22 protein-coding genes and 1 other RNA gene are annotated in these 25,626 nt (G+C 65.0%); 22 read left to right on the top strand and 1 reads right to left on the bottom strand.

Going from position 1 to position 25,626, the window contains the following annotated elements; translation table 11 throughout:
• Positions 1–6 precede the first annotated feature (6 nt).
• Both QM801_RS04955 and QM801_RS04960 read left to right on the top strand, forming a co-directional pair.
• Complete coding sequence (locus tag QM801_RS04955) at positions 7–690, top strand: TerB family tellurite resistance protein (protein WP_415018105.1); 684 nt, start codon at positions 7–9, stop codon at positions 688–690.
• A complete protein-coding gene (locus tag QM801_RS04960; protein ID WP_415018106.1) occupies positions 687–1,439 on the top strand; it encodes an N-acetylmuramoyl-L-alanine amidase in 753 nt (250 codons plus the stop codon). Before QM801_RS04955 ends, QM801_RS04960 begins: the two co-directional genes overlap by 4 nt.
• Positions 1,440–1,442: 3 nt before the next feature.
• On the opposite strand, the gene QM801_RS04965 is transcribed toward QM801_RS04960, so the two are convergent.
• Complete coding sequence (locus QM801_RS04965) at positions 1,443–1,928, bottom strand: hypothetical protein (RefSeq protein WP_415018107.1); 486 nt, start codon at positions 1,926–1,928, stop codon at positions 1,443–1,445.
• Between the two features lie 94 nt (positions 1,929–2,022).
• Between QM801_RS04965 and QM801_RS04970 the strand changes: the two genes are divergently transcribed.
• The 20 genes from QM801_RS04970 (at position 2,023) to recN (ending at position 25,626) form a co-directional block, all read left to right on the top strand.
• Positions 2,023–3,684: an amidohydrolase gene (locus tag QM801_RS04970; protein WP_415018108.1), complete on the top strand. Its 1,662-nt coding sequence runs from the start codon at positions 2,023–2,025 to the stop codon at positions 3,682–3,684.
• Positions 3,685–3,752: 68 nt separating this feature from the next.
• A complete protein-coding gene (locus QM801_RS04975) occupies positions 3,753–4,250 on the top strand; it encodes a GFA family protein (protein WP_415018109.1) in 498 nt (165 codons plus the stop codon).
• A gap of 65 nt (positions 4,251–4,315) precedes the next feature.
• Positions 4,316–4,715, top strand: an RNA gene (rnpB, locus tag QM801_RS04980) — RNase P RNA component class A.
• Between the two features lie 213 nt (positions 4,716–4,928).
• Positions 4,929–5,954 carry a 16S rRNA (cytosine(1402)-N(4))-methyltransferase RsmH gene (gene rsmH, locus QM801_RS04985; RefSeq protein WP_415018110.1) on the top strand — a complete coding sequence of 342 codons (1,026 nt, stop codon included), beginning with the start codon at positions 4,929–4,931 and terminating at the stop codon, positions 5,952–5,954.
• Complete coding sequence (locus tag QM801_RS04990; RefSeq protein WP_415018111.1) at positions 5,954–6,304, top strand: hypothetical protein; 351 nt, start codon at positions 5,954–5,956, stop codon at positions 6,302–6,304. The genes rsmH and QM801_RS04990 overlap by 1 nt, the downstream gene beginning before the upstream one ends.
• Positions 6,301–8,013 carry a peptidoglycan D,D-transpeptidase FtsI family protein gene (locus QM801_RS04995; protein ID WP_415018112.1) on the top strand — a complete coding sequence of 571 codons (1,713 nt, stop codon included), beginning with the start codon at positions 6,301–6,303 and terminating at the stop codon, positions 8,011–8,013. Before QM801_RS04990 ends, QM801_RS04995 begins: the two co-directional genes overlap by 4 nt.
• Position 8,014: 1 nt before the next feature.
• A complete protein-coding gene (locus QM801_RS05000) occupies positions 8,015–9,475 on the top strand; it encodes a UDP-N-acetylmuramoyl-L-alanyl-D-glutamate--2,6-diaminopimelate ligase (RefSeq protein WP_415018113.1) in 1,461 nt (486 codons plus the stop codon).
• On the top strand, positions 9,468–10,901 hold the full coding sequence (locus tag QM801_RS05005) for a UDP-N-acetylmuramoylalanyl-D-glutamyl-2,6-diaminopimelate--D-alanyl-D-alanine ligase (protein ID WP_415018114.1): 1,434 nt from the start codon (positions 9,468–9,470) through the stop codon (positions 10,899–10,901). Before QM801_RS05000 ends, QM801_RS05005 begins: the two co-directional genes overlap by 8 nt.
• 4 nt (positions 10,902–10,905) lie before the next feature.
• Entirely contained in the window at positions 10,906–11,994 is a 1,089-nt protein-coding gene (mraY, locus tag QM801_RS05010; RefSeq protein ID WP_415018115.1) for a phospho-N-acetylmuramoyl-pentapeptide-transferase, read from the top strand.
• 7 nt (positions 11,995–12,001) lie between these two features.
• Complete coding sequence (gene murD / locus QM801_RS05015; RefSeq protein ID WP_415018116.1) at positions 12,002–13,405, top strand: UDP-N-acetylmuramoyl-L-alanine--D-glutamate ligase; 1,404 nt, start codon at positions 12,002–12,004, stop codon at positions 13,403–13,405.
• On the top strand, positions 13,405–14,550 hold the full coding sequence (locus QM801_RS05020; RefSeq protein ID WP_415018117.1) for an FtsW/RodA/SpoVE family cell cycle protein: 1,146 nt from the start codon (positions 13,405–13,407) through the stop codon (positions 14,548–14,550). The genes murD and QM801_RS05020 overlap by 1 nt, the downstream gene beginning before the upstream one ends.
• Before the next feature lies 1 nt (position 14,551).
• A complete protein-coding gene (gene murG / locus QM801_RS05025) occupies positions 14,552–15,661 on the top strand; it encodes an undecaprenyldiphospho-muramoylpentapeptide beta-N-acetylglucosaminyltransferase (RefSeq protein WP_415018118.1) in 1,110 nt (369 codons plus the stop codon).
• Positions 15,662–15,688: 27 nt separating this feature from the next.
• The gene (gene murC, locus QM801_RS05030; protein ID WP_415018119.1) at positions 15,689–17,095 is read left to right on the top strand and encodes a UDP-N-acetylmuramate--L-alanine ligase; all 1,407 of its coding nucleotides are present in this window, start codon (positions 15,689–15,691) and stop codon (positions 17,093–17,095) included.
• A complete protein-coding gene (murB, locus tag QM801_RS05035; RefSeq protein WP_415018120.1) occupies positions 17,095–18,024 on the top strand; it encodes a UDP-N-acetylmuramate dehydrogenase in 930 nt (309 codons plus the stop codon). Before murC ends, murB begins: the two co-directional genes overlap by 1 nt.
• Positions 18,021–18,974, top strand: a complete 954-nt coding sequence (locus QM801_RS05040; protein ID WP_415018121.1) for a D-alanine--D-alanine ligase — start codon at positions 18,021–18,023, stop codon at positions 18,972–18,974. Before murB ends, QM801_RS05040 begins: the two co-directional genes overlap by 4 nt.
• Positions 18,941–19,801: a cell division protein FtsQ/DivIB gene (locus tag QM801_RS05045; protein ID WP_415018122.1), complete on the top strand. Its 861-nt coding sequence runs from the start codon at positions 18,941–18,943 to the stop codon at positions 19,799–19,801. The genes QM801_RS05040 and QM801_RS05045 overlap by 34 nt, the downstream gene beginning before the upstream one ends.
• Positions 19,802–19,849: 48 nt before the next feature.
• Positions 19,850–21,166 carry a cell division protein FtsA gene (ftsA, locus tag QM801_RS05050; protein WP_415018123.1) on the top strand — a complete coding sequence of 439 codons (1,317 nt, stop codon included), beginning with the start codon at positions 19,850–19,852 and terminating at the stop codon, positions 21,164–21,166.
• 158 nt (positions 21,167–21,324) lie between these two features.
• A complete protein-coding gene (gene ftsZ, locus QM801_RS05055) occupies positions 21,325–22,824 on the top strand; it encodes a cell division protein FtsZ (RefSeq protein WP_415018124.1) in 1,500 nt (499 codons plus the stop codon).
• Between the two features lie 135 nt (positions 22,825–22,959).
• Positions 22,960–23,904 carry an outer membrane protein assembly factor BamD gene (locus tag QM801_RS05060; protein ID WP_415018125.1) on the top strand — a complete coding sequence of 315 codons (945 nt, stop codon included), beginning with the start codon at positions 22,960–22,962 and terminating at the stop codon, positions 23,902–23,904.
• Between the two features lie 51 nt (positions 23,905–23,955).
• Positions 23,956–25,626 carry a DNA repair protein RecN gene (gene recN / locus QM801_RS05065; protein WP_415018126.1) on the top strand — a complete coding sequence of 557 codons (1,671 nt, stop codon included), beginning with the start codon at positions 23,956–23,958 and terminating at the stop codon, positions 25,624–25,626.

The raw sequence follows: 25,626 nt of genomic DNA on the forward strand, positions 1-25,626 counted from the left end.
CGGGCCATGTCCATCTGGTCCAAGATATCAACCGCAGCGCAGACGCTGGGCTCGTCGGTCGGGGATTTCTTCTCCGGCGTCCACGGCAAGAGCTCCGCGCCCGAGAAGTCGGTTGCCTTCACCATCGGCATGATCGCGCTCGGCGCCAAGATGGCGAAGGCCGATGGCGTCGTCACCAAGGATGAAGTGAACGCCTTCAAGCAGGTGTTCCACGTGCCCGAGAAGGACATGGCCGTGGTGCAGCGGGTGTTCGATCTTGCCAAGCAGGACATTGCCGGTTTCGACACTTATGCCTCGCAGGTGGCGCGCCTCTTCGTGCCACAGTCCTCGGTGCTGGAGAACGTCCTGGACGGGCTCTTCCATATCGCCAAGGCGGATCACGCCATTCACGAGAAGGAACTCGAATACCTCGAAGAGGTGGGCGCCATCTTCGGCTTCAAGGGTGATGCCTTCGCCCGCATCCGCGCCCGCCACGTGGCGATTGCCGAAGACCCCTACGAAATTCTCGGCGTGGCCCGCGGCGCCTCCGCGGACGAGATCAAGAAGCAGTACCGCAAACTTGCCCGCGACCTTCACCCCGACAAGCAGATCGCCGCCGGTGTACCCGAGGAAATGGTGGAACTGGCGAGCGACCGCCTCGCCCGCATCAACGTCGCCTATGAGCAGGTGATGAAGGGGCTGCCGGCGTGATCGGCACGAAGCTTCCGCGCCGCGTCGTTCTCTCCCCGAACATCGAGCCCCGCGCAGAGGGCAAGTTTCCGCGCTTCCTCATTTTGCACTACACCGGCATGGCCACGGCCGAGAAGGCCTGCAACTGGCTGTGCGTGCCTGAGTCGAAAGTCTCGTGCCATTATCTCATCGATGAATCCGGCAACATCACCCAGATGGTAGGTGAGGAGATGCGCGCCTGGCACGCCGGTGTCTCGTGCTGGGAAGGGGAGACCGACATCAACTCCTGTTCCATCGGCATCGAGATCCAGAACCCCGGCCATGGCGCGGGCTATCCCGATTTTCCGCCGAAGCAGATGGAAGTGGTGGCCGCCCTGTCGAAGGACATCGTGGCCCGTCACGGCATCCTGCCGCAGCACGTGCTGGCGCACTCCGACATCGCGCCCGAACGCAAGATCGATCCCGGCGAAAAATTCGACTGGCGCTATCTGCATGCCCAGGGCGTCGGCCACTGGGTGGCGCCTGTTGATGTTTCGGGCGGCGTCTTCCTCCAGCAGGGTGACCGCGGAGACCCCGTGCTCGCCTTGCAGGGAATGTTCAGCTTGTACGGCTATCGCATTGTGAAGAATGGGCAATACGACGCGCAAACCCGCCTGGTGGTGGAGGCCTTCCAGCGCCACTTCCGGCCGTCGCGGGTGGATGGCATTGCCGATCACTCCACCGTCGCCACGCTTCATGCGCTGTTGCAGTCGCGCCCAGCAGCGGCGTGAGGCCTATTGCTCGGCCGGCTTCTCGCGGCAGAGCTTCAGCAGGTTGTCGATGCCTGCGTCAACGAGCGGATAGGTCAGTTCATGCTTGCCGATCTTCACGGTGAAGCGGTCGGCCTTGATCAGTTCGGCCCACAGCGGATCATCGGCGGAAAGCTCCGTCTCGACCGAGGTGGAGCCAGTGAGATCATTGGCCGTGGTCCTGCCCGAGAGCTTGTGCTTCTTGGCACCCACGATGAGTTCGTAGGGCGCGGTGATGTCGGGCTTCAGGTCAGGCGAGCCTTCCGGGAAGTAGAGCTTCACTCTGGCGCTGCCGAGCTTGCACCACAGGCTCACACCCACGTCGTCCGTCTCCGGCACGCCGAAGACGAGGAAGGCGTCCTCGTCCGCTGCATCCAGAATCCACTCGCGTTCCTGCGCCCGTGCAGCGCCCGGCATGAGGAAAGCGCAGCACAGGGCAGCAGCAAGGGGAATGGAGAGAAGGCGTTTCATGTGGCAATCCGGATGTGGCCAAAAGGCCTGTATGTCGAACACTTACACCATGGCATGCACCTGTTGTGCAGCTTTTTGCAAGGGATGGATTTGAATGAGTGCGGACCTGATCATCGTCAACGGCAAGGTACTTACGATGGACGACAAAAGGCCGCGGGCCGAGGCTGTCTCCATGGCGGGAGGCAAGATCCGGAAGGTGGGTCGCAGCCGCGACGTGCTGGCCGACAAGGGCCGCAAGACGAAGGTCATCGACGCGGGCGGCCGGACCGTGCTGCCGGGCTTCATCGAAGGCCACATGCACATCGTGCCGGGCTCGCTCGAACTCTCGATGCTCAACGTCGAAGGCCTGAATGGTGTCGAGGCCATCGCCAAGCGGGTGCAGGAATTTGCCCGCGCCAATCCGGGCGACGGCATCATCGTCGGCAACCAGTTGTCCTATGTGGCTTTCGGCAATGGCCGCGCCGCCACGCGGCATGATCTCGACAAATGCCTGCCGGACCGTCCGCTCGTCATCTATGCGCCCGACCATCACACCGCCTGGGCCAACACGAAGGCGCTGGAACTCGGCGGCATTCTGAAGGGTCGCAAACTCACGCCCGGTCATGAGATCGTCATGGGCGATGATGGCCTTGCAACCGGCGAACTGCGAGAGCCGCAGGCGATCGGCCCTGCCGTTGCCGCCGCCACCGACTATGCCCGCGCCCGGGCTGCCCTCGAAGGCCACGAGGTTGATCCGCATCCCGGCGAAGCAGAATTCGAAGCTGACCTTGCGGTGGTGAAGCAGGGTCTTGCGCACCTCGCACGCCACGGCATCACCTCGTTCCAGAACATGGACGGCAACATCTACACGATGCAGTTGCTGCGCGCCCTCGAGGAGCGGGGCGAACTCACTGCCCGTGCCCGTGTGCCGTTCCACTTCAAGCCCTTCATGGCGCTCTCCGCCCTCGAGCGCGCGCGCCTCATCACCGAAGGCTACCGCTCGGAGATGCTGCAGGGTGGCATGGTGAAGCTCTTCATGGATGGCGTGCTCGATTCCGGAACGGCGGTGGTGCTCGACGATTATCCCGACCGACCGGGCTGGCGCGGCGATCCGCTGTTCTCGCAGGAGCGCTTCAATGAGATCTCGGTGAAGGCCGACAGCATGGGCCTGCAGATTGCTGTGCATGCGATCGGTGACGCGGCGGTGCGCATGACCCTCAATGGCTACGAGGCGGCCCGCACGGCGAACGGCAAGCGCGACAGCCGCCACCGCATCGAGCACATCGAGATCCATCATCCGGATGACGTGAAGCGCTTCAAGGCGCTGGGCGTCATCGCCTCGATGCAGACGTGTCACGCGCCGGGCCACTCCGGCCTGCCGCTCGAACCCACCATCAGCAAGATCGGCCGCGGCAAGTGGCCTTACGCCTATGCCTGGCAGACCTTCCGCAAGGCGAAGGTGCCGCTCGTCTTCGGCACCGACTGGCCCGTCTCCGACATCAACCCCATGCGGGCGATCCACACCGCCGTCACCCGCAGGGAATGGGGCGACAACATGAAGCCGCAACGCCAGAGCCTGCACGACACGCTGCACAGCTACACCGCGATGGGTGCCTATGCCGAGTTCGCGGAGGGCCGGAAGGGCGTGTTGAAAGCAGGCGCTCTTGGCGATGCCGTCGTGCTCGATGCGGATCTCGAGTCGATCGATCCAGAAGCGCTCCAGCATGTGAAGGTGCAGGCGACTGTCGTGGGCGGCCGCCTCGTTCATGGCGGCTGACGCCCGGCATTGACGCGCCCCGGTTCCGTGCCGATCATGCGCGGCGCTGAACCGAGGGAGGGTCTTGCATGACCGATGACATCTGGGCGGGCGGCTGCCAGTGCGGCGCCGTTCGCTACCGTCTTCTCAGCCGTCCCATCAATGCCTGCATCTGCCATTGCCGCATGTGCCAGAAGCAGTTCGGCAGTTTCTTCGGGGCTTTCGCGGATGTGCCCGAGGCCGACTTCCAGCTGACGCGCGGCACGGTGAAGTATTTCAACAGTTCGAGCGAGGCAGCGCGCGGCTTCTGCGGCGACTGCGGAACGCCGCTCGTCTACCGCTTCCTCTCGCAGCCGCGCATCGCCGTGGCGATCGGGTCGCTCGACCGGCATTCCGAGATGAAGCCGGAGTTCCAGTATGGCCTCGAGGCGCGCGAGCCCTGGTTCGCCGAACTTCACAGCCTTCCCGGCACGCTGACCGGGGAAGGGGACAACGGTGTGGGCGATACGCCCGAGCGCTTCGACCGCATCCGTGCCAGCAGCCGCCAGCACCCCGACCATGATACGCCGGAGGGGTGGCACCCCTGACGACCGTTCACGCTCTCTGTACGGCGGCATTGACGGCGTGCCCGCCCGCCTCTAACGCGGGCCTGCCAGTTGGCTGGATGACCGCTGCCGCAAGGGCCGAAAGGCCGCGGGGGAGGAAAGTCCGGGCTCCACGGAAAGACGGTGCCGGATAACGTCCGGCGGGGGTGACCCCAGGGAAAGTGCCACAGAAAACAGACCGCCGGGGCATGCTCCGGCAAGGGTGAAACGGTGCGGCAAGAGCGCACCGCGCGGCTGGCAACAGACGCGGCAGGGCAAACCCCACCGGGAGCAAAACCGAATAGGGGTGGCGCGGCGGAGCAATCCGCCAGGGCTTTTCCGGCCCGCCGCCCGGGTTGGTTGCGTGAAGCATCCGGTGACGGATGTTCCAGATGAATGGTCATCCAGCGTTCGTGTCCTTCGGGGCGGGGGCGCGGACAGAACCCGGCTTACAGGCCGGCTGGCATTTTCTCTCCGGTTTATCCACCGCGCGGCGTCGCGGCGGAGCTGAAGCCGCGTCTCAGGCTTGCCTCACAAGCCCCTGAAAATGATTCACTTTCGGCCGATTTTCCGGCTCTTCCGGAGGGCTGGAATGAATCGCCTTCGAAACGGTTTGTTAATAATCGCCGGAGCATTGTCGGGGCCTCGTTAACGCCTTGTTCACCCTGTCGCTTCTGTCCCGTGTCCACGCCCAAAGAGCCCGCATCCCATGCGCCCCCTGATGGCGCCTCCCGGCATGTGCCCGTGCTGTTGCAGGAGGTTCTGCAGGCGCTTGCGCCCGCCGATGACGAGGTGATTGTCGACGGCACCTTCGGGGCAGGGGGATATACCAGGGCCATTCTCGCCCAAGCCAAATGCCGGGTGGTCGCCATCGACCGCGATCCCACCGCCATCGCAGCAGGGCAGGCGGCCGTTGTGGCAAGTGGTGGCCGGCTCAAGCTTCTGCACGGCACCTTCGGCGAGATGGAAGACCTCGTGGCCGAGATGGTGGACGGCATCGTGCTCGACATCGGCGTTTCCTCCATGCAGCTCGACGAGGCCGAGCGCGGCTTCTCCTTCCTGCGCGACGGGCCCCTCGACATGCGCATGTCGGCGGAGGGGCGCTCCGCTGCCGATCTCGTCAACACGCTTCCGGCGGAAGCATTGGCCGACATCATCTTCGTGCTGGGTGAGGAACATCGCTCGCGCCACATCGCACGCGCCATCGTCAAGGCAAGGGACGAGGCACCGCTCCGCACCACCTTCGATCTCGTCCGCGCCGTTGAGGCGGCCACCGGCCCACAGCGCGCGAAAGATCGTACCCATCCCGCCACGCGCACCTTTCAGGCACTGCGCATTTATGTGAACGGCGAACTCGACGAACTGGGCCACGCCCTGTTTGCCGCCGAGCGCATGCTGAAGCCGGGCGGACGCCTCGTCGTCGTCACCTTCCATTCCCTCGAGGACCGTGTGGTGAAGCGCTTCTTCGCGCAGCGGAGCGGCAATGTGCCGATCTCGTCTCGCCATGCGCCCGGCATTGACACGCGGCCTGTGCCCACCTTCACGCTGCCTTTCAAGGGTCACGTGGAGGGAAGCGAGGATGAACTTGCCCGCAATCCGCGCGCCCGCTCGGCCAAGCTTCGTTCCGGCGTGCGCACCACTGCCCAAGCCCTTCCGGCCGATCTCGCGCTGATCGGCGTTCCTGAACTCAAGCCGGTGAGACACTGATGCTGAAGATCGTGAATGCGTTCCTGGTGGTGACGGTGCTGGTCTCGGGCTACATGCTCTATGGCCTCGAGCACACCACGCGCAGCGAAGAGCGCAGCATCGCCGTGACCAAGCGCAAGATCGACGACACGCGTGAAACGATCAAGCTGCTCAATGCCGAATGGAGCAGCCTGACGCGCCCTGAACGCATCCAGAAGCTTGCCGAACAGAGCCTCAACCTTCAGCCCACGAAGGCGCAGCAGTTCGTCAGCGTTGAAGACCTTCTCACCAAGGTGCCGGCCACCGTGCCGGTGAAGCTGGAGAAGGAAGGCAAGGACCCCATCGGCGACATCCTGAAGAAGATGGAATGATGCTCAAGGCCAAGACCATTTCAGTTCCTGCCGGTTCGCCCCGCCTTGCCGGGCAGAACCGCATCCGCCTGCTCGGCCTCTGCTTTGCCTTCGCCTTCATGGCCATCGCCGGGCAGTTGCTGCGGATCGATGTGACGCGTCCGGTGGAGGACGTGAACGCCGAACTCGCCAAGCATCAGGACCGCATCCCGCGCCCGGACATCGTGGACCGCAACGGCAATGTGCTCGCGACCGACATTGCCGTCGCTTCGCTCTATGCCGACCCGCGCAAGATTCCGGATGTGGATGAAGCCGTCGAACTCCTCACTGCCGCACTGCCCGACGTGGATGCCGCCGAGCTTCGCCGCAAACTGCTCAAGCCCAAGAGCGCCTTCGCCTGGATCAAGCGCCAGGTGAGCCCCGAGGAACGCGACGCCGTCTACAATCTCGGCATCCCCGGCGTCTCCTACATCAACGAGCGGAAGCGCGTTTATCCGCAGGGCCGCCTTGCCGCGCACACTGTCGGCTATGTCGACATGGACACCAAGGGCATCGCCGGCATCGAGAAGTATCTCGACAACGCGGGCGCCATCTACACCGCCTCTCTCGCCGATCCGCAGAAGCAGGTGGCAGCACCCGCCGAACTGTCGATCGACCTTCGTGTCCAGCACGCCATGACCGACGAGGTCTCGAAGGCGATCGAGAAGTTCAAGGCGCTGGGCGGTGGCGGCATCGTGCTCAACATCGAGACAGGTGAAATCGTATCGCTTGTGTCGCTGCCCGACTACAACCCGAACGCAGAGCCCAAGGTCTTCACCAAGGACCAGCAGAACCGCATGCTGAGCGGCGTCTATGAGCTGGGCTCGGTGATCAAGGCTGTCACCTTCGCCATGGCCTTCGACTATGGTACCATCACCATGGACTCGAAGTTCGATGCGCGCTTCCCGCTGGCCATCGGCAGTGCGCGCATCAACGACTTCCACAACCTGCACCGCTTCCTTTCGGTGCCTGAGATCTTCACCAACTCCTCCAACATCGGCACCGCCCGCATGGCGCTGCAGGTGGGGCTGGAGCGTCACCAGGAATTCCTCCGCCGCGTCGGCCTCTTCGACAGGCTGGAGACGGAAGTGCCTGAAACCGCTCGCCCAATCCTGCCCCGGCGGTGGAGCAAACTTGTTTCCGCAACCGCCGCATTCGGCCATGGTTTTGCCGTGCAGCCCCTGCAAGGCTTGTCGGTCGTCGCGGGTCTTCTCAATGACGGGAAACTGATTCCGCCGACGTTCATCAAGCGCTCGAAGGAGGAAGCGGAAGTGGTGGCGCAGCAGATCGTCAAGCCGTCAACATCAGAAAAGATGCGCTATCTTTTCCGCCTCAATGCCACAGAGGGCTCCGCCGGCAAGGCCGATGTCATCGGCTATCGCGTCGGCGGCAAGACCGGCACCGCCGAAAAGGTGGTGAACGGCCGCTATGCCAAGGGCCGCAACCTCGCCTCCTTCATCGGCGCCTTCCCCATGGACAAGCCGCGCTATGCGATCTTCGTGATGCTCGATGAGCCGAAGGCGCTGCCCGAGACCTATGGCTTCGCCACTGCCGGCTGGAACGCCGTGCCGACGGCGGGCAAGATCATCGAGCGCGTGGCGCCCATCCTCGGCGTCTCGCCGCAATTCACCGATGCCGATCTCGAGAAGCTGGCAAAGCTCGAGAAGCAGGAAGCGTTGAAGAAGAACTGACATGCCGAAGAGCCTCGCCCGCCTTGTTGCCCATGACGCCGCGGTGCCTGTCGCGGCGGGCGACCTGCTTGTGGCGGGCCTCACCTCCGATAGCCGGGCGGTGAAGCCCGGTTTCGTTTTTGCGGCATTGCCGGGGACCAAGGTGGATGGCTCGGCCTTCATTCCGCAGGCCCTTGCCGCGGGCGCCGTTGCGGTGATCGCATCGCCCGGCAGCTACGCGGGTCCCGGAACGATCATCCCCACAGACAATCCGCGGCGCTTGCTCGCGCTGATGGCGGCGCGCTTCCATGACCGCCAGCCCGATACGATCGTTGCCGTCACGGGCACAAACGGCAAGACCTCCGTCTCTGTCTTCGTGCGGCAGATCTGGGAGGCCATGGGCTTCCGCGCCGCAAGCCTCGGCACCATCGGCGTGGTCGGTCCTGCGGGAGCGGAATATCTCGCCCACACCACGCCCGATCCTGTGCAGCTTCAGGCGCTCGCGGCGAAACTCGCCGAGGATCATGTGAGCCATCTTGCCATCGAAGCCTCGAGCCACGGCCTCTCGCAATACCGTCTCGATGGCCTTCGCCTCACCGCTGCGGCCTTCACCAACCTGACGCGCGACCATCTCGACTATCACGCCACCTTCGATGACTACTTCGAAGCCAAGATGCGGCTCTTCACCGAGCTGCTTCCGGCGGGGGCGCCAGCCGTCATCAACATGGATTCGCCCCACGGCGAGGAAGTGCGTATCCGCGCCGAGGCCCATGGCCTCGCCACATTCACGGTCGGTCACAAGGGGCACGATATCCGTCTCGTCTCCTCGCGCCGTGAGGGATTGGAGCAACATCTCTCGCTTGAAACCGCGACCGGCCTTCATGCCGTGACGCTGCCGCTGGTGGGTGACTTCCAGGCATCGAACGCGCTGGTGGCAGCAGGCCTCGTCATTGCTGCAGGGGGCGAGACTGAAATCGCGCTGCGCTCGCTCAGCCTTCTGAAGGGCGCCACGGGCCGTCTCGATCTCGTCGGCAAGAACAATGCTGGCGCCTCCGTCTTCGTCGACTATGCCCATACGCCCGACGCGCTTGAGAATGCGCTCGCCTCGCTCCGCCCCTATGCGGAAAGGAAACTGATCGTGGTCTTCGGCTGCGGTGGTGACCGCGACAAGGGCAAGCGCCCGCTCATGGGCGCGGTGGCGGTGAAGTTTGCCGATACGGCCATTCTCACCGACGACAATCCGCGCACCGAAGATCCCGCCACCATCCGCCGCGAGGTGATGGCGGCGGCGAAGGGCGCCATCGAAATCGGCGACCGCGCCAAGGCGATCCGCGAGGCCGTGGCGAAGGCGGGAGCAGGGGACATTGTGCTCGTGGCCGGAAAGGGTCACGAGGAAGGCCAGATCATCGGCAAGGAGGTCCGCCCCTTCAGCGACCACGCCGCCGTGAGGGCCGCCATGAGGAACGAGGACTATCATGGCTGACGCGGGTCAACATCCGCTCTGGAGCGCAGACGAACTTGTCGCCGCCACCAAGGGCCGGCTCACTTCGCCGGTGACCCGCGCGATGCATGACGTCTCGATCGACACGCGCACGCTCCGCGACGGCGACATCTTCGTTGCCATCAAGGGCGAGAAGATGGACGGGCATGATTTTGCGGCAACCGCGCTGAAGGGCGGCGCAGGCGTCGCCATGGTTTCGCGCACGACGCCCGAGATGGAAGCGGCAGGCCCGTGTCTCGTCGTCGCCGAGGATCCGCTGCGCGGCCTCGAGGACCTTGGCCGTGCCGCCAGGGCACGGAGCAGAGCGCAGGTCGTCGCCGTCACCGGCAGCGTGGGCAAGACCAGCACCAAGGAAATGCTGCGCGTGGCGCTTTCGGTTTCAGGCCTCACCCATGCCTCGGCGGCCTCGTTCAACAATCACTGGGGCGTGCCGCTCACGCTTGCCCGCTTCCCGCGCGATGCGGCCTTCGGCGTCTTCGAAGTGGGCATGAACCATCCGGGCGAGATCACGCCGCTCGTGGGCTTCGTGCGTCCGCATGTGGCGATCGTCACCACCATCGCGGCAAGCCATCTCGGCCACTTCGCCTCGCTGGATGAAATTGCCGATGCCAAGGCCGAAATCTTCTCGGGCGTGGTGCCGGGCGGGGCTGCCGTTATCAATCGCGACACGCCCTTCTTCGACAAGCTGGCCGCCGCGGCCCGCAAGGCCGGCATCGCCAAGGTCTATGGCTTCGGCCGTCATGCGGAGGCCGAGGTCAGGCTCACGCAGCTTGCGCTTCATCCCACCTGCTGCTGCGTGACCGCCTCGATCATGGGCGAACAGGTGATCTACAAGCTCGGCATGCCGGGCGAACACATGGCGATCAACAGCCTTGCTGTGCTCGCAGCCGCAAAGCTCATGGGTGCTGATCTGGCGCGGGCGGCTCTTGCCCTGTCGGAAGCGAAGCCTGCCAAAGGCAGGGGCGTGCAGCAGGCGCTGTCCATGCCGGGCGGGGAACTTCTCCTCATCGATGAAAGCTACAACGCCAATCCGGCCTCGGTGCGCGCCGCACTCGCCCTTCTCGCCCAGTCGAAGCCGGGCCGGAATGGCCGCCGCATCGCCGTTCTGGGCGACATGCTGGAGCTGGGCGAGAGCAGCCCGGCGCTCCATGCGGGCCTCGCCGAAGCATTGGACTCGGCCCATGTCGATGTCCTATACGCCGCCGGCCCCCTCATGGCACACCTCTTTCAGGCCACGCGCGCGGAGCGGCGCGGCCTGCATGCGGAGAGTTCAGAGCAACTGAAAGACGCATTGCTCGCAGGGCTCAGGCCCGGCGACGTGGTGATGGTCAAGGGCTCGCTCGGCAGCCGCATGGGACCCCTCGTGGAGGCGATGAAAGCGAAGTGGCCGGCCGCCAAGGATACATGACACGATGCTCTATTATCTCTTCTCCACCTTCTCGACCGAAGTCCAGGCGTTCAACGTCTTCCGCTACCTGACGACGCGCACCGGCGGCGCCATCCTCACCGCACTGCTCTTCATCTTCGTCTTCGGGCCGCGCATCATCTCGCTGCTCAAGGTGAAGCAGGGCAAGGGCCAGCCGATCCGCACCGACGGGCCGCAGCGCCACATCGTCGAGAAGCAGGGCACGCCCACCATGGGCGGACTCATGATCCTCTCTGGTGTCTTCGTCGCCACCATTCTCTGGGCTGACCTCACCAACCTCTATGTCTGGGGCGTGCTCTTCGTCACCCTCGGCTTCGGCGCCATCGGCTTCTACGACGACTATCTCAAGGTGACGCGCGCCTCGGTGCGCGGCTTCTCGTCGAGGCTCCGCCTCTTCGCGGAATTCGCCATCGCCGGCATCACCGTCGGCTGCTTCATGTGGATCGGCGAGAAGCCGCTTTCCATGTCGCTCGCGGTTCCCTTCCTCAAGGACCTGCTCATCTATTTCGGCCCCTTCTTCATCATCGTGGGCATGCTGGTGGTGGTGGGTGCGGGCAATGCCGTGAACATCACCGACGGCCTCGATGGCCTCGCCATCATGCCGGTCATGATCGCCGCCGCAAGCTACGGACTCATCTGCTATCTCGTCGGCAACTTCGTCTTCTCGGAATACCTGCAGCTCCATTTCGTCCGCGGCACCGGTGAACTCGCCATCATCTGCGGGGCCCTGGTGGGGGCAGGGCTCGGCTTCCTCTGGTTCAACGCGCCGCCCGCCATGATCTTCATGGGCGACACGGGTTCGCTCTCGCTCGGCGGTGCGCTGGGCGCCATCGCCGTCGCGGTGAAGCACGAGATCGTGCTCGCCATCATCGGCGGCCTCTTCGTGCTCGAAACCGTCTCGGTGATCGTGCAGGTGATCTCCTTCAAGATGACGGGGAAGCGCGTTTTCGCCATGGCGCCGCTCCACCATCACTATGAACAGAAGGGCTGGAAGGAACCGACCATCGTGATCCGCTTCTGGATCATCGCCTTTGTGCTGGCCCTGATCGGCCTTTCAACCCTGAAGCTGAGGTGAGGCCACGATGTTCGCCGTCTCGCAGTTCAAGGGAAAGCGCGTCGCCATGTTCGGGCTGGCGCGCTCCGGCATTTCCTGCGCCCGTGCGCTGAGCCTGGGCGGTGCTGAGGTCTTTGCCTGGGACGACAGCGACCCGGCGGTCGAGAAGGCCCGCGCCGAAGGCCTGCAAGTCACCAACCTGCATACCGTCGATTTCAAGACGCTCTCGGCCCTGGTGCTCAGCCCCGGCGTGCCGCTCACCCATCCCGAGCCGCACTGGACGGTGGTGAAGGCGCGCGCCGCCGGCATCGAGGTGATCGGCGACACGGAAGTCTTCGCCCGCGCCATGCAGGGCACGGGGTCCCGCATGGTGGCGATCACCGGCACCAACGGCAAGTCGACCACGACCGCGCTTACCGGTCATGTGCTGAAGGAAGCGGGTCTCGATGTCGATGTGGGCGGTAACATCGGCCAGGCCGTGTTCAACCTTCGGGCGCCGGCGCGCGAGCGCGTCTACGTGCTGGAACTTTCCTCCTTCCAGATCGACCTGATGCCGGGCCTTTCGCCGGACGTCGGCATTCTCACCAATTTGACGCCCGATCATCTCGACCGTCACGGCACCATGGAACACTACGCCGATGTGAAGGCGCGCATGTTCGCGAAGCAGCGCGACGGCCAGACGGCGCTTGTGGGCGTCGATGATGCTTGGTGCGAGAAGATCGCCGACCGCATTCACGGCGGCCCGGACGTGCGCCGCGTCTCGGTCACGCGCGCGCTCGAGAACGGCATCAGCGCCCATGACGGCATCCTGCGCGACATGCGGGATGGCGGTGTCAGCGCCACCATCGATCTTCGCGACATGCCCGCCCTGCGCGGACGCCACAACTGGCAGAACGCCTGCATGGCCTATGGCGCGGCCCGTGCCATGGGCGTCGACGCCAAGGTGATTGCCGACGCCATGCGGAGCTTCCCGGGCCTTGCCCACCGCATGCAGGAAATTGGCCGGGCAGGGGCAGTCGCCTTCGTCAATGACTCGAAGGCAACCAATGCCGACGCGGCCGAGAAGGCGCTTGCCAGCTACAACAACATCTTCTGGATCGCGGGCGGCATCGCCAAGTCGGGCGGCATCGAGCCGCTGGCGCCGTATTTCCCGCGCATCCGCAAGGCCTATCTGATCGGCGTTGCCGCCGCCGAATTCGCCGCCACGCTCGAGGGCAAGGTCGCTTACGAAATTTGCGAGACGCTTCCGCGCGCCGTGCAGGCCGCGCACCGTGATGCCTCCGCTTCGGCAGAGGTTGATCCCGTGGTGCTGCTGTCGCCCGCCTGCGCCTCCTTCGACCAGTACAAGAATTTTGAAGTCCGTGGCGATGCCTTCGCCGAACTGGTGTCCCGCCTGCCGGGTATCCGCATGACACAGGAGAGGACAAGCTGATGCTGATCTCGCGCAGTGACCGTGGCGCTCTTGCCCGCTGGTGGTTCACCATCGACAGGGCGCTCATCTCCGCCGTGCTTCTGCTCATGGCCATGGGCGTGCTCGTCAGCATGGCGGCAAGCCCGCCGGTTGCCGAGCGCATCGGCCTCGACAGCTTCCACTTCTTCCGCAACCAGCTCTATTTCCTGTTCTTCGCGGTGATCGGCCTCGTCACGCTGTCGTTCTTCGACATCGCCTGGGTGCGCCGCGCCGGGATCGCGGGCTTCATCGGCTCGCTCGCCCTCATGGTGCTCGCCCTCAAGTTCGGTCCGGAGATCAAGGGCGCGCACCGCTGGATCAACCTCGGCCCGCTCAACCTGCAGCCCTCCGAATTCGCCAAGCCCTGCTACGTGGTGGCGGCAAGCTGGTTCCTCGCCGAGCGCACTCGCCGGCCGGACATGCCGGGTCACATCATCGCCTATGTCATGGGGCTCGTCTTCATCGGGCTTCTCGTGGTCCAGCCGGACTTCGGGCAGACCGCACTCGTTGTTGCGACGACCGGCGCCATGCTGCTCGTCTTCGGCATTCCCTGGGTGGTGATCTTCGGCCTTCTCGGTGTGGGCGTCATCGGCGGCGTCTTTGCCTATCTGCTCGTGCCGCACGTCACCTCGCGCATCGACCGCTTCCTCAGCCCCGAGAACGGCGACACCTTCCAGACGGACACGGCCATGGAAGCCTTCCGCAACGGCGGTTTCCTTGGCACGGGCCCCGGTGGCGGTCAGGCCAAACTGGTGCTGCCCGACGCCCATACCGATTTCAGCTTCGCCGTGGTGGGCGAGGAGTTCGGCGCCATCGCCTGCCTCGCCCTCATGGCCTTCTTCATCTTCATCGTCATGCGCGTGCTGTCGAAGGCGAAGGCGGAGAACGATCCCTTCGCCGCACTGGCGCTTTCGGGTCTCGTCACCATGTTCGGCCTGCAGGCCGTCATCAACATGGGCGTGAACGTGGCGCTGCTGCCCGCCAAGGGCATGACGCTGCCCTTCATCTCGTCGGGTGGTTCGTCGCTTCTCGGCACGGCCATGGCCATGGGCTTCGTGCTGGCGCTGGCGCGCGGCTCCTCGCAGCAGCAGCCGTCGCGCCTCAGCCTCTCCGAACAGGCGGCCTAACGTGGCGGCCCACGGACAAGGCAGGCTGGTGATGCTCGCCGCCGGTGGCACCGGCGGCCATCTCTTTCCGGCCCAGGCGCTCGCCGAGGAACTGGTGGGCCGCGGCTTCCGCATCCATTTGATGACGGACGAGCGCGTGCGCGACTACGGCAAGTCCTTTCCTGCCGAGAAGGTGCACATCGTGCCCTCGGCGACACTCTCGCTGTCCGATCCGCTGCGCCTGCCCGGGCGGCTGTGGCGACTCTATTCCGGCTACCGCCTCTCCAAGCAGTTGATCCGCAGCAATGAGGCCGTCGCCGTTGCAGGCTTCGGCGGCTATCCCTCACTGCCGCCGCTAATGGCTGCGGCCCATCTCGGCGTGCCTTCGCTGGTGCATGAACAGAATTCGGTGCTGGGCCGCGCCAACAAGCTGCTTTCCACCCGCGTCACCAAGGTCGCAACCTCGTTCGAGAATGTCCGCCTCATTCCGCCGGAAGCGACGGGGAAGGTGGTGCTCACCGGCAACCCCGTGCGCGCGGTCGTGAAGGCCGTGGCGGCGGCGGCCTATCCGGCGCTTGATCCCGCTGGCCCGATCCAGCTTCTCGTCTTCGGCGGCAGCCAGGGTGCCCGCTATTTCTCCGACATGATGCCGCCCGTGGTGGCGGCCCTTCCCGCCGAGGTGCAGAAGCGCCTCGTCATCACCCAGCAGTGCCGCGAGGAAGATCTTCCCCGCGTGAAGGAGGCCTATGCCAGGGCAGGGGTGCAGGCCGACCTCAGCCCCTTCTTCATGGACATGCCGAAGCGCATGGCAGGAAGCCATCTCGTCATTGCCCGCTCGGGGGCCTCCACCATCGCCGAACTGGGCGTGGTCGGCCGGCCCGCCATCCTGGTGCCGCTGCCGCATGCCCTCGACAATGACCAGCTCCGCAATGCCGAGAGTTTCGAGCGCGCCGGGGCCGGCTGGCTGAAGCCGCAAAGCGGCATCGAAACCACCGGATTTGCGGCCTTCCTGGCGGAGTTGCTGTCCCGGCCCGAACGTCTTAAGGAGGCCGCCGCGGCGGCGCTTCGGCATGGGCGGCCCGATGCGGCCCGTGCCCTCGCCGATACCCTGCAAAGCATTCTGGTCCGCTGAGGCGGCCCGACCCGAGAAGAGAGACGCATGAAACTTCCACGCGACGTAGGCCCCATCCATTTCATCGGCATCGGCGGCATCGGCATGAGCGGCATCGCCGAGGTGATGGCGACCCTGAACTACAAGGTGCAGGGCTCGGACATTTCCGACAACTACAACGTCGCGCGCCTGCGCAAGCACGGCATCGAGGTGGCGATCGGCCACGAGGCGAAGAACATCGGCGATGCGCAGGTGGTGGTCATCTCGTCTGCCGTGAAGGCCGACAATCCGGAACTCGTCGAGGCCCGCCGCCGCTACCTGCCGGTGGTGCGCCGCGCCGAGATGCTGGCCGAGCTGATGCGTTTCAAGTCCTGCGTCGCAGTGGGCGGCACCCACGGCAAGACGACGACGACCTCGATCGTGGCCGCACTCCTCGATGCCGGCGGCCTCGATCCCACCGTCATCAACGGCGGCATCATCAATGCCTATGGCACCAATGCGCGCCTCGGCAAGGGCGACTGGATGGTGGTGGAGTCGGATGAGTCCGACGGCACCTTCGTGAAGCTGCCGGCCGATGTGGTGATCGTCACCAACATCGATCCCGAGCATCTCGATCACTACGGCACTTTTGACAAGGCGAAGGAAGCCTTCCTCGCTTTCGTCGAGAACATTCCCTTCTATGGTTTCGCCGTGATGTGCATCGATCACCCGGTGGTGCAGGAGATGATCGGCCGCGTGCGCGACCGCCGGGTCATCACCTATGGCCGGAGCCCGCAGGCCGACTACCGCCTCAGCGATGTCGCCTTCTCCGATGGCGCCACGCGCTTCTCGGTGCGCGTCACCGACCGCGTCACCGGCAAGACCACCGACATCACCGACTTGGCACTCCGCATGCCGGGCGATCACAACGCGCTCAACTCCACCGCGGCGCTCGCCGTGGCGCGCGAACTTGGCCTCGGCGAGGACCAGATCCGCAAGGGTCTCTCCAGCTTTGAAGGCGTGAAGCGTCGCTTCACCCGCACCGGCGAGCACAACGGCGTCACTGTGTTCGACGACTATGGCCATCACCCCGTCGAGATCTCGGCCGTGCTGGCCGCCGCCCGCCGCGTCACAAAGGGCAAGGTCGTCGCCGTCATGCAGCCGCACCGCTACACGCGCCTGTCGAGCCTCTTCAACGAGTTCTGCTCCTGCTTCAACGATGCGGACTCGGTGATCCTGGCGCCGGTCTATGCGGCAGGCGAAGCGCCCATCGAGGGCGCCACCCACACCCATCTTGCCGACGGTATCCGCGCCCACGGCCATCGTTCGGTCATGCACATCGACGATCCCAAGCAGCTTGCGCCCCAGGTGAAGCGACTCGTTTCGCCCGGCGACATCGTCGTCTGCCTCGGCGCCGGCACGGTGACGCAGTGGGCCTATGCCCTTCCCGGTGAACTCGCAGCCCTGGACCAGTGATGACCAAGATCGATGGTGAAGCCCTTCTGAAGCGACTGCCCGAAGTGCGCGGGCGGCTGGAGCCCAATGCGCCGCTTGCTGATCTCACCTGGTTCCGCGTCGGCGGCCCGGCCGAGGTGCTCTATGCGCCCGCTGACGAGGCCGACCTTGCTCACTTCCTGAAGAACACGCCGCGCGACATTCCGGTCTATCCCATCGGCGTCGGCTCCAACATGCTGATCCGTGATGGCGGGGTGAAGGGCGTGGTCATCCGCCTCGGCCGCGGCTTCGGTGACGTTGCGGTGGAAGAGGGGCACCGCATCCGCTGCGGCACCGCCGTGCCGGACGTGCGGGTGGCGCGCTTTGCCGCCGACAATGGTATCGATGGGTTAACCTTTCTGAGAGGTATACCGGGCACGATTGGCGGCGCGCTCCGGATGAACGGCGGCGCGTACGGCGGCGAAACCAAGGACGTGCTCGTGGAAGCGCGTGCCGTTGACCGTGAAGGAACGATCCGCGTGCTCAGCAACGCCGACATGAAATACACCTACCGGCACTGCGGGGCGCCGGAGGACCTGGTGTTCACCCAGGCGCTGCTGCAGGGCAGGCCGGGGGTGACGGCGGATATCCTTGCCGCCATGGACAAGATCACCGAGAGCCGCGAGGCGACCCAGCCGGTCAAGAGCCGCACCGGCGGCTCCACCTTCAAGAACCCGCCCAACAACAAGTCCTGGCAGCTCATCGACAAGGCCGGCATGCGCGGCTTCGCCGTCGGTCCCGCCAAGGTCTCGGAGCTGCACTGCAACTTCCTGATCAACGAGGGCGGGGCGACTGCCGCACAGATCGAGGAACTGGGCGAAACCGTCCGCCGCAAGGTGAAGGAAACCTCGGGCATCGATCTCGACTGGGAGATCAAGCGCATCGGCCTTGCCGCCGGAGACGCCACATGACCGAGAAGAAGAAGCGCATTCCCGAGCAGACCACGGTTGCCGTGCTGATGGGCGGCTGGTCGGCGGAGCGCAAGGTCTCGCTCGCCTCCGGTGAAGCCTGCTTCGGGGCGCTGAAGCGCGCCGGCTTCAATGCCATCATGGTCGACGTGAAGCGCGAGACGATCAGCAGCGTGCTGCTCGACATGCAGCCGGACGTGGCCTTCAACGCCCTCCACGGCAAGTGGGGCGAGGATGGCTGCGCTGCGGCACTGCTCGAAACGCTGCGCATTCCCTATACCCATTCCGGCGTGCGCGCCTCCGCGGTCGCCATGCACAAGGAAATGTCGAAGGTGCTGTTCCGCGCTGCCGGCATTCCGCTGGCAGAGAGCAAGCTCGTCCCCATCGAGGATGCAGCCGCCGATCACGCCATGCCGGTGCCGTATGTGGTGAAGCCGGTGGCGGAGGGCTCCAGCGTCGGCGTCCACATCGTCACCGAAACCAAGAACGGCCCGCCGAAGATGATCCTCGAACAGCGCGAGATCTTCGGTGACAACGTCATGGTCGAGCGCTTCGTGCCAGGCCGCGAACTCACCTGCGCCGTGATGGGCGACGTGGCGCTGGGCGTCATCGACATCGTTTCAAAGGCCTCGGGCTGGTACGACTACCAGTCGAAGTATGCACCCGGTGGTTCGCAGCATATCCTGCCTGCCGAAATCCCCATTGAGATTTACCGCAAGGTGCAGATGTACGCGATCATGGCGCACCAGGCGCTCGGTTGCCGCGGCGTGTCCCGCTCGGACTTCCGCCTCGACGATGCACCGAACAAGGAGCCGGAGCTGATCCTGCTCGAAACCAATACACAGCCGGGCATGACCGGCACCTCGCTGGTGCCGGAACTGGCGGCGCATGCGGGTCATTCCTTTGAGGAGTTGGTGACATGGATGGTCAACGACGCGTCCCTCGACCGCTGAAGCGGTCGCGCCAGGGCAAGTGGGAAGCCCGCCTGACGAGCCTGCCGGTGCGCGCCGCGGCGCGCGGCTTCGGCGTGCTGTTCCTCGGCGCCAGCATCATCGTGGGTGCGGCCGATGGTGGAGCCTTCACCTACGAGGGCAGCCCCTTCAACAATTTCAACGGCCGTCTCGCCGCCGTCTTCGGCATGGCAGCGGAGGACATCCGCATCACCGGCCTCATGCATCATGAACCGGCTGTGGTGCTCGATCACATCGGGGTGCGCCCCGGCGGCAGCCTCGTGGGCTTCAACGCCGACGAAGCCCGCATCCTGCTTGAATCCCTCGACTGGGTGGCGGATGCGGAAGTGCGCCGCACCTTCCCCAATTCCCTTGAGATCACGCTCAACGAGCGCAAGCCCTTCGCCATCTGGCAGAAGGACGGCAACTATTCGGTCATCGACCGCAACGGCGTGGAGATGAGTGGGCTTAACCCCTTGTCCCTGCGGCAGCTTCCGCTGGTCAGCGGCAAGGGTGCAAATCTTGCCGCCGCCGATTACGTTAACCAGATGGAAGCCATACCTGCTCTAATGCAGAAGGTTCAGGCAGCTGCCCGAGTGGGTGAGCGCCGGTGGACCCTGTACCTCGACAATGGCGTGAAAATCGACCTGCCCGAGGCCAACATGGACGCCGCGCTGCAACGGGTGGCCGAGCTGGATCAGAAGCAGAATATCCTCTCGAAGGGCATTCGCGAAATCGACCTGCGGACGAAGGACCGGATCGTGATCGCCCTGGCAGAACCCGTCGACCCCAAGGCCGACGAGAAGACCTCTGAGCTCCAGCCGCGCTGAGAATGTCCGGAGTGATCCGGCAAGTGGGTAGTGGTTGGGAGTAGTCTTATGACTCGTGGCAGTGCGTTGGCGTTCCGTTCGAAGGGCAGGGAAGCGGTTGTTGCGGCAGGACCCGTCGCCGTCCTTGATCTCGGATCGACCAAGATCACCTGTCTCATCGCCGAACCCGCCGAACGGTTTGTCCAGGGCCAGGACTACCGCACCGCGCTCCGTGTGAGCGGCGTGGGCACCACCGCATCACGTGGCATCAAGGGTGGCGCCATCAGCAATGTCGAAGAGGCCGAGCGCGCCATCCGCCTCGCCGTCGATGCCGCCGAACGCATGGCCAAGCAGGCGGTGCGGAGCGTCCATGTGAATGTCTCGGGCGGCAGGCCCGCCTCCCTCACCGTTTCGGGAAACGTCAAGACCCAGACAGGCGTCGTCTCTCCGCGTGACATCGAGCACGCACTCTCTGCGGCCATCGCCACAGCCGATATCGGCAAGCGCCAGGTGCTGCATCTCAATCCCGTGGGCTACTCGCTTGATGGCGTTCCCGCAGACCGTCCGCCACTCGGCATGCACGGTGAAATTCTCGGCATCGAAGTGGGCATCGTCACGCTGGGTGCGGCCCATCTCCGCAATCTCTCGCTTGCTGTCGAACGGGCCCATCTCAAGGTCGCGAGCTTCGCACTCTCTGCCTATGCTGCAGGCCGCGGCACGCTCTTCGACGATGAACTTTCGCTCGGCACGCTCGTCATCGATTTCGGTGGCGGCACCACGAGTTATGCGCTCTTTCGCAACGGAAATCTTGCTGCTTCCGGCTCGGCCGCGATCGGTGCGCGCCATGTCACCGCCGATGTGGCGCAAGGCCTCTCCACCACCATCGCACACGCCGAACGCCTGAAGACCATGTTCGGCTCGGTGCTGCCCTTTGCACTCGAGGATCGCGAGATGCTGGCTGTGCCGCTCTTGGGTGAGCGCGGCGTCGATGCCATCCAGCAGGTGCCGAAGCATGTCCTCAATGGAATGATCTTCCCCCGGATCGAAGAGACGATCGAGATCCTCCGCGAGGACCTCGCTCGCCACACGCCACTCGAGGCGGTGAGCCGCGTGGTGCTGACGGGTGGCGGCGCGCAGCTTCAGGGCATGCGCGATCTTGTCGCTCATTATTTCGGTTGTCCGGTGCGCTTCGGCCAGCCGGTGCTGGGGCAGGGCTCGCCCGAGGCCGTGCAGCAGTCGGGCTTCGCCGTGGGGGCGGGGCTGCTTGCCCTTTCCCTCAAGCCCGACAGGCACTTGGCCATGCCCACCGAAGCCAAGGAACACATCGAGCGCCAGCAGATGGGCTATGCCCGCCGCATCGGCCGGTGGCTCAAGGAAGCCCTCTGATCCACAAGGCCATGGCCGCCACAACGTCAAGTCGAAGGAACGGCCCCGTTCCGACTCACTTTGAACGAAATTTGATGGCCATGGTTAGCATTCGTTAACCATTTATTAGGCTTTGGGAAACAAAGTCTTACCAGCCAAATCAGTTCCGGAAGCGACTCATGTCCATCAATCTCACCGTACCCAACCTGCACGAACTCAAGCCGCGTATCACGGTGTTCGGCGTGGGTGGCGCCGGTGGCAACGCCGTCAACAACATGATCGAGAGCCGGCTCGAAGGTGTTGAATTCGTTGTCGCAAACACCGATGCGCAGGCGCTTCTTCAGAACGCCGCACAGCGCCGCGTGCAGATGGGCACGGCCCTGACGCAGGGGCTTGGCGCAGGGTCCCAGCCGCAGATTGGCGCTGCGGCCGCCGAGGAAGCGCTGCCGGAAATCCTCGATCATCTCGCGGGCTCGCACATGGCCTTCATCACCGCCGGCATGGGCGGTGGCACAGGCACGGGTGCGGCACCGATCATCGCACGCGCCGCCAAGGAGCAGGGCATCCTCACCGTCGGCGTGGTCACCAAGCCGTTCCACTTCGAAGGCGCGCGCCGCATGCTGACGGCCGAGCGCGGCATTGAAGAACTTGCCCGCTACGTCGACACGCTCATCGTCATTCCGAACCAGAACCTCTTCCGCGTCGCCAACGAGAAGACCACCTTCGCCGCCGCCTTCGCGATGGCCGACCAGGTGCTGTACTCGGGCGTGGCCTCGATCACCGAACTGATGACCAAGGAAGGCCTCATCAACCTCGACTTCGCCGACGTCCGCGCCATCATGAGCGAGATGGGCAAGGCGATGATGGGCACGGGCGAAGCCTCCGGCGAAAAGCGCGCCATCGAAGCCGCCGAAGCCGCGATCTCCAACCCGCTGCTCGACGACGTGTCGATGCGCGGCGCCCGCGGCCTTCTCATCTCGATCTCCGGCGGTCCCGACCTCACACTCTATGAAGTCGATGAAGCCGCCACCCGCATCCGCGAGGAAGTGGATCCGGAAGCCAACATCATTCTCGGCGCCACCTTCGACGACTCGCTCGAAGGCACAATGCGCGTCTCGGTCGTCGCGACCGGTCTTTCGCCCGAAGCCATGCACGGCAGCAGCGAAGAGCACAGCGAAGAACAGGAGGCACGCTCCAGCGTGACCTTTTCCCAGCCCGCTGAAGCCGTCAAGGTCGTGAAGCCGGCGCCGATCGCGCCGCGCCCCATCGCTGTCGCGCCGCCCGTTCCGGCCCAGCCTGCTGCAACTGCACCCGTGCAGCACCAGCCGGTGCAGCGCGTGACCACGCAGCGCATTCCCCCGATCGAGGAATTCCCGGTGATCGCCCAGAAGCAGATCGCCGCCCAGCAGAGCCGCATCGAAGACATCGCCGAACATGCCCAGAAGAAGAAGATGGGCATCTTCGAACGCCTCGCCACGGTCGGCCTCGGCCGCCGCGAGGAAGCTGCCGCTCCGGCCCAGCAGGCCGCCGCCCGCCGAGCCGAACCCAAGATGGCCGCCCAGCCGCGCCAGGCCGCCCGTCCGCAGCCTCAGGCCGAGGCTCCGGTGCAGGCCGAGCCTGCCTACGAAGACGACCAGTTGGCGATTCCTGCCTTCCTGCGTCGTCAGGCCAGCTCGTAAGGCACGGGACACGTTCACGGATTTGAGAAGCCCGGCGGTCACACTTCCGCCGGGTTTCGTTTGTCAATGGAACCCGCCTGATCTTCGGACAGGACCCTTCACGGCAGGGGTGATTAGCATTAGAACCCCGACCAGATGACCGAACGCTCCACCATGACTCCTTCCAAGACTGTACCGGCGTCAGCCCTGTTCCGCGCCACCGCGCTGGCCCTGTCGCTGACGCTTCTTGCCGGCTGTTCAATGGGTGGCGGCTTCAAGCGCCTGCTGGACCGGAGCGACGACACGGCCTCTGCCGAAACCTCGAATGTTGTGCCGCGCGGTGGCGCCATCGCGCCCGACATGGCGAGCGCCGACGAAAAGGAAGTGGCCAGCCTCTACAACGGCGGCCTCTCGGAACTGCAGGGTGGCAACTACAGCCGCGCCCAGAAGAAGTTCGCCGAGGTCGAGCGCCTGCATCCCTATTCGAAGTGGGCCACCAAGGCGATCCTGATGCAGGCCTTCGCAGCCTACCAGCGCCGCGGGTACGACGATTGCACCAATGCCGCGCAGCGCTTCATCTCGCTGCACCCCGGCCACAAGGATACGCCCTACGCCTATTATCTCGTGGCGCTCTCCGAATACGAGCGCATCTCGGACGTCCGCCGCGATCAGCGCCGCACGGAGCGCGCCGTTGAAGCGCTGGAAGAGATCGCACGCCGCTTCCCCGACACGCCTTACGCGGCAGACGCCACCCAGAAGGCCAAGCTTGCCTATGACCGCCTCGCTGCCAAGGAGATGGAAGTTGGGCGTTACTACGTGAAGCAGGGTGACTACCTCGCTGGCATCAACCGCTACAAGAAGGTGATCACCGATTACCAGCAGACGACGCAGACGCCAGAGGCGCTCTATCGTCTGACCGAGGCCTACATGGCGCTCGGCATCGTCTCGGAAGCCCAGACGGCGGCTGCCGTGCTCGGCCAGAACTACCCCAACAGCGAGTGGTACCGCGACGCCTACCAGCTGGTCACCACCGACGGCAAGGAACCGGTCGCAAGCGAATCCTCCTGGATCACGAAGGCCTTCCGCAGCTTCACCGGCTGATCTGATCCTTCCCCCTCGCGCCCGCCGCCGAGACTCGGCTATAACGGCCCGATGCTGACCGCTCTTTCCATCCGCGACATCGTCTTGATCGAAAAGCTCGACCTCACGCTGGAGGGCGGGCTCACCGTGCTGACCGGCGAAACCGGCGCCGGCAAATCGATCCTGCTCGACAGCCTTGGCCTTGCGCTCGGTGCGCGGGGTGACTCCACCCTGGTGCGGAGCGGACAGGCAAAGGGCACCGTCACCGCGGCCTTCGCTCTGCCGGAGGGACACGCGGCGCGGAAGCTGCTCAAGGAGAACGACGTCGAGTGCGACGGCGAGATCATCATCCGCCGCGTGCAGAATGCCGACGGGCCGAGCCGCGCCACCATCAACGACCAGCCCGTGAGCCTCAACCTGCTGCGCAGTGTCGCCGCCGAGCTGGTGGAAATCCATGGCCAGCATGCGGATCGCGCGCTCGTCGATGTCTCGGCTCATCGCCGCCTGCTCGATGCCTTCGGCGGCCTTCAGGCCCAGGTCGATAGCGTTGCGAAGCTGTGGAAGACGGCAAGCGATGCCGCCGATGCGCTGGAGCAGCACCGTGCCCTCATGGCCAAGGCTGAGGCCGAGCGCGACTATCTCGAACATGCCGTCGCCGAATTGAAGAAGCTGGCGCCGCAGCCCAACGAGGAGCAGCAGCTTGCCGAAGCGCGCCAGCTCATGATGCAGTCGGAACAATACGTGGGCGCGCTGGACGAAGCCGAGCAGGCGCTGGCGGGTGATGGTGCAGCGGAAGCCAAGATCAACGCCGCTCTCCGCCGTCTCGAGCGCCGCAAGGATGGTGCCCACGGCAAGCTTGATGCTGTCGTGGCCACGCTCGACCGGTTGCTGGCCGAATACACCGAGGCAGGGAGGGCGCTGCAGGAAGCGCGCCGCAGCTTCGAATATGATCCGCGCGAACTCGAACAATCGGAAGAACGTCTCTTCGCCCTTCGGGCAGCGGCCCGCAAGTATCGCTGCACCGTCGATGATCTCGCCAGCGTGCAGCAGCGCTTTGAAACGGAGATGCAGGCGCTGACCGATGGCGGCGCCAAGCTCGGCAAGCTGGAAAGCGCCCATGCCGAGGCGAAGGCAGCCTTCGAGGTGGCCGCGGACAAGCTTTCGGCCGCGCGGCGCAAGGCGGCCAAGGCCCTCGACAAGCAGGTGGCGGAAGAGCTTCCGGCCCTCAAGCTGGAGAAGGCCCGCTTCGAGACGCAAGTGCAGTCCGATGCCTCGAAGCCCGGCAGCCACGGCGTCGACCGGGTCGAGTTCGTTGTCGCCACCAACCCCGGCACGCCACTCTCGCCGCTGATGAAGATTGCCTCCGGCGGTGAACTCGCGCGCTTCATGCTGGCGCTCAAGGTGGTGCTGGCGGCGAAGGGTTCAGCACCCGTGCTGATCTTCGACGAAATCGACACGGGCGTGGGTGGTGCGGTGGCGGATGCCATCGGCAAGCGCCTTGCCCGTCTGGCGGAGGGGCTTCAGGTGCTCGCCGTCACCCACTCGCCGCAGGTGGCGGCGCGCGCCGTTCAGCAGATGCTGATCTCCAAGATGGAAGATGTGGCCTCCAAGCGCATGGTGACGCGTGTGCAGCCGCTCTCGGCCCAGAGCCGCCGCGAAGAACTGGCCCGCATGCTTTCCGGCGCCACCGTCACCGATGCGGCCCGCGCGCAGGCCGACCAATTGCTGGCCGGTCAGGGCTGA

The organism is Aestuariivirga sp. (assembly GCF_047600585.1).
Lineage (GTDB): Bacteria > Pseudomonadota > Alphaproteobacteria > Rhizobiales > Aestuariivirgaceae > Aestuariivirga.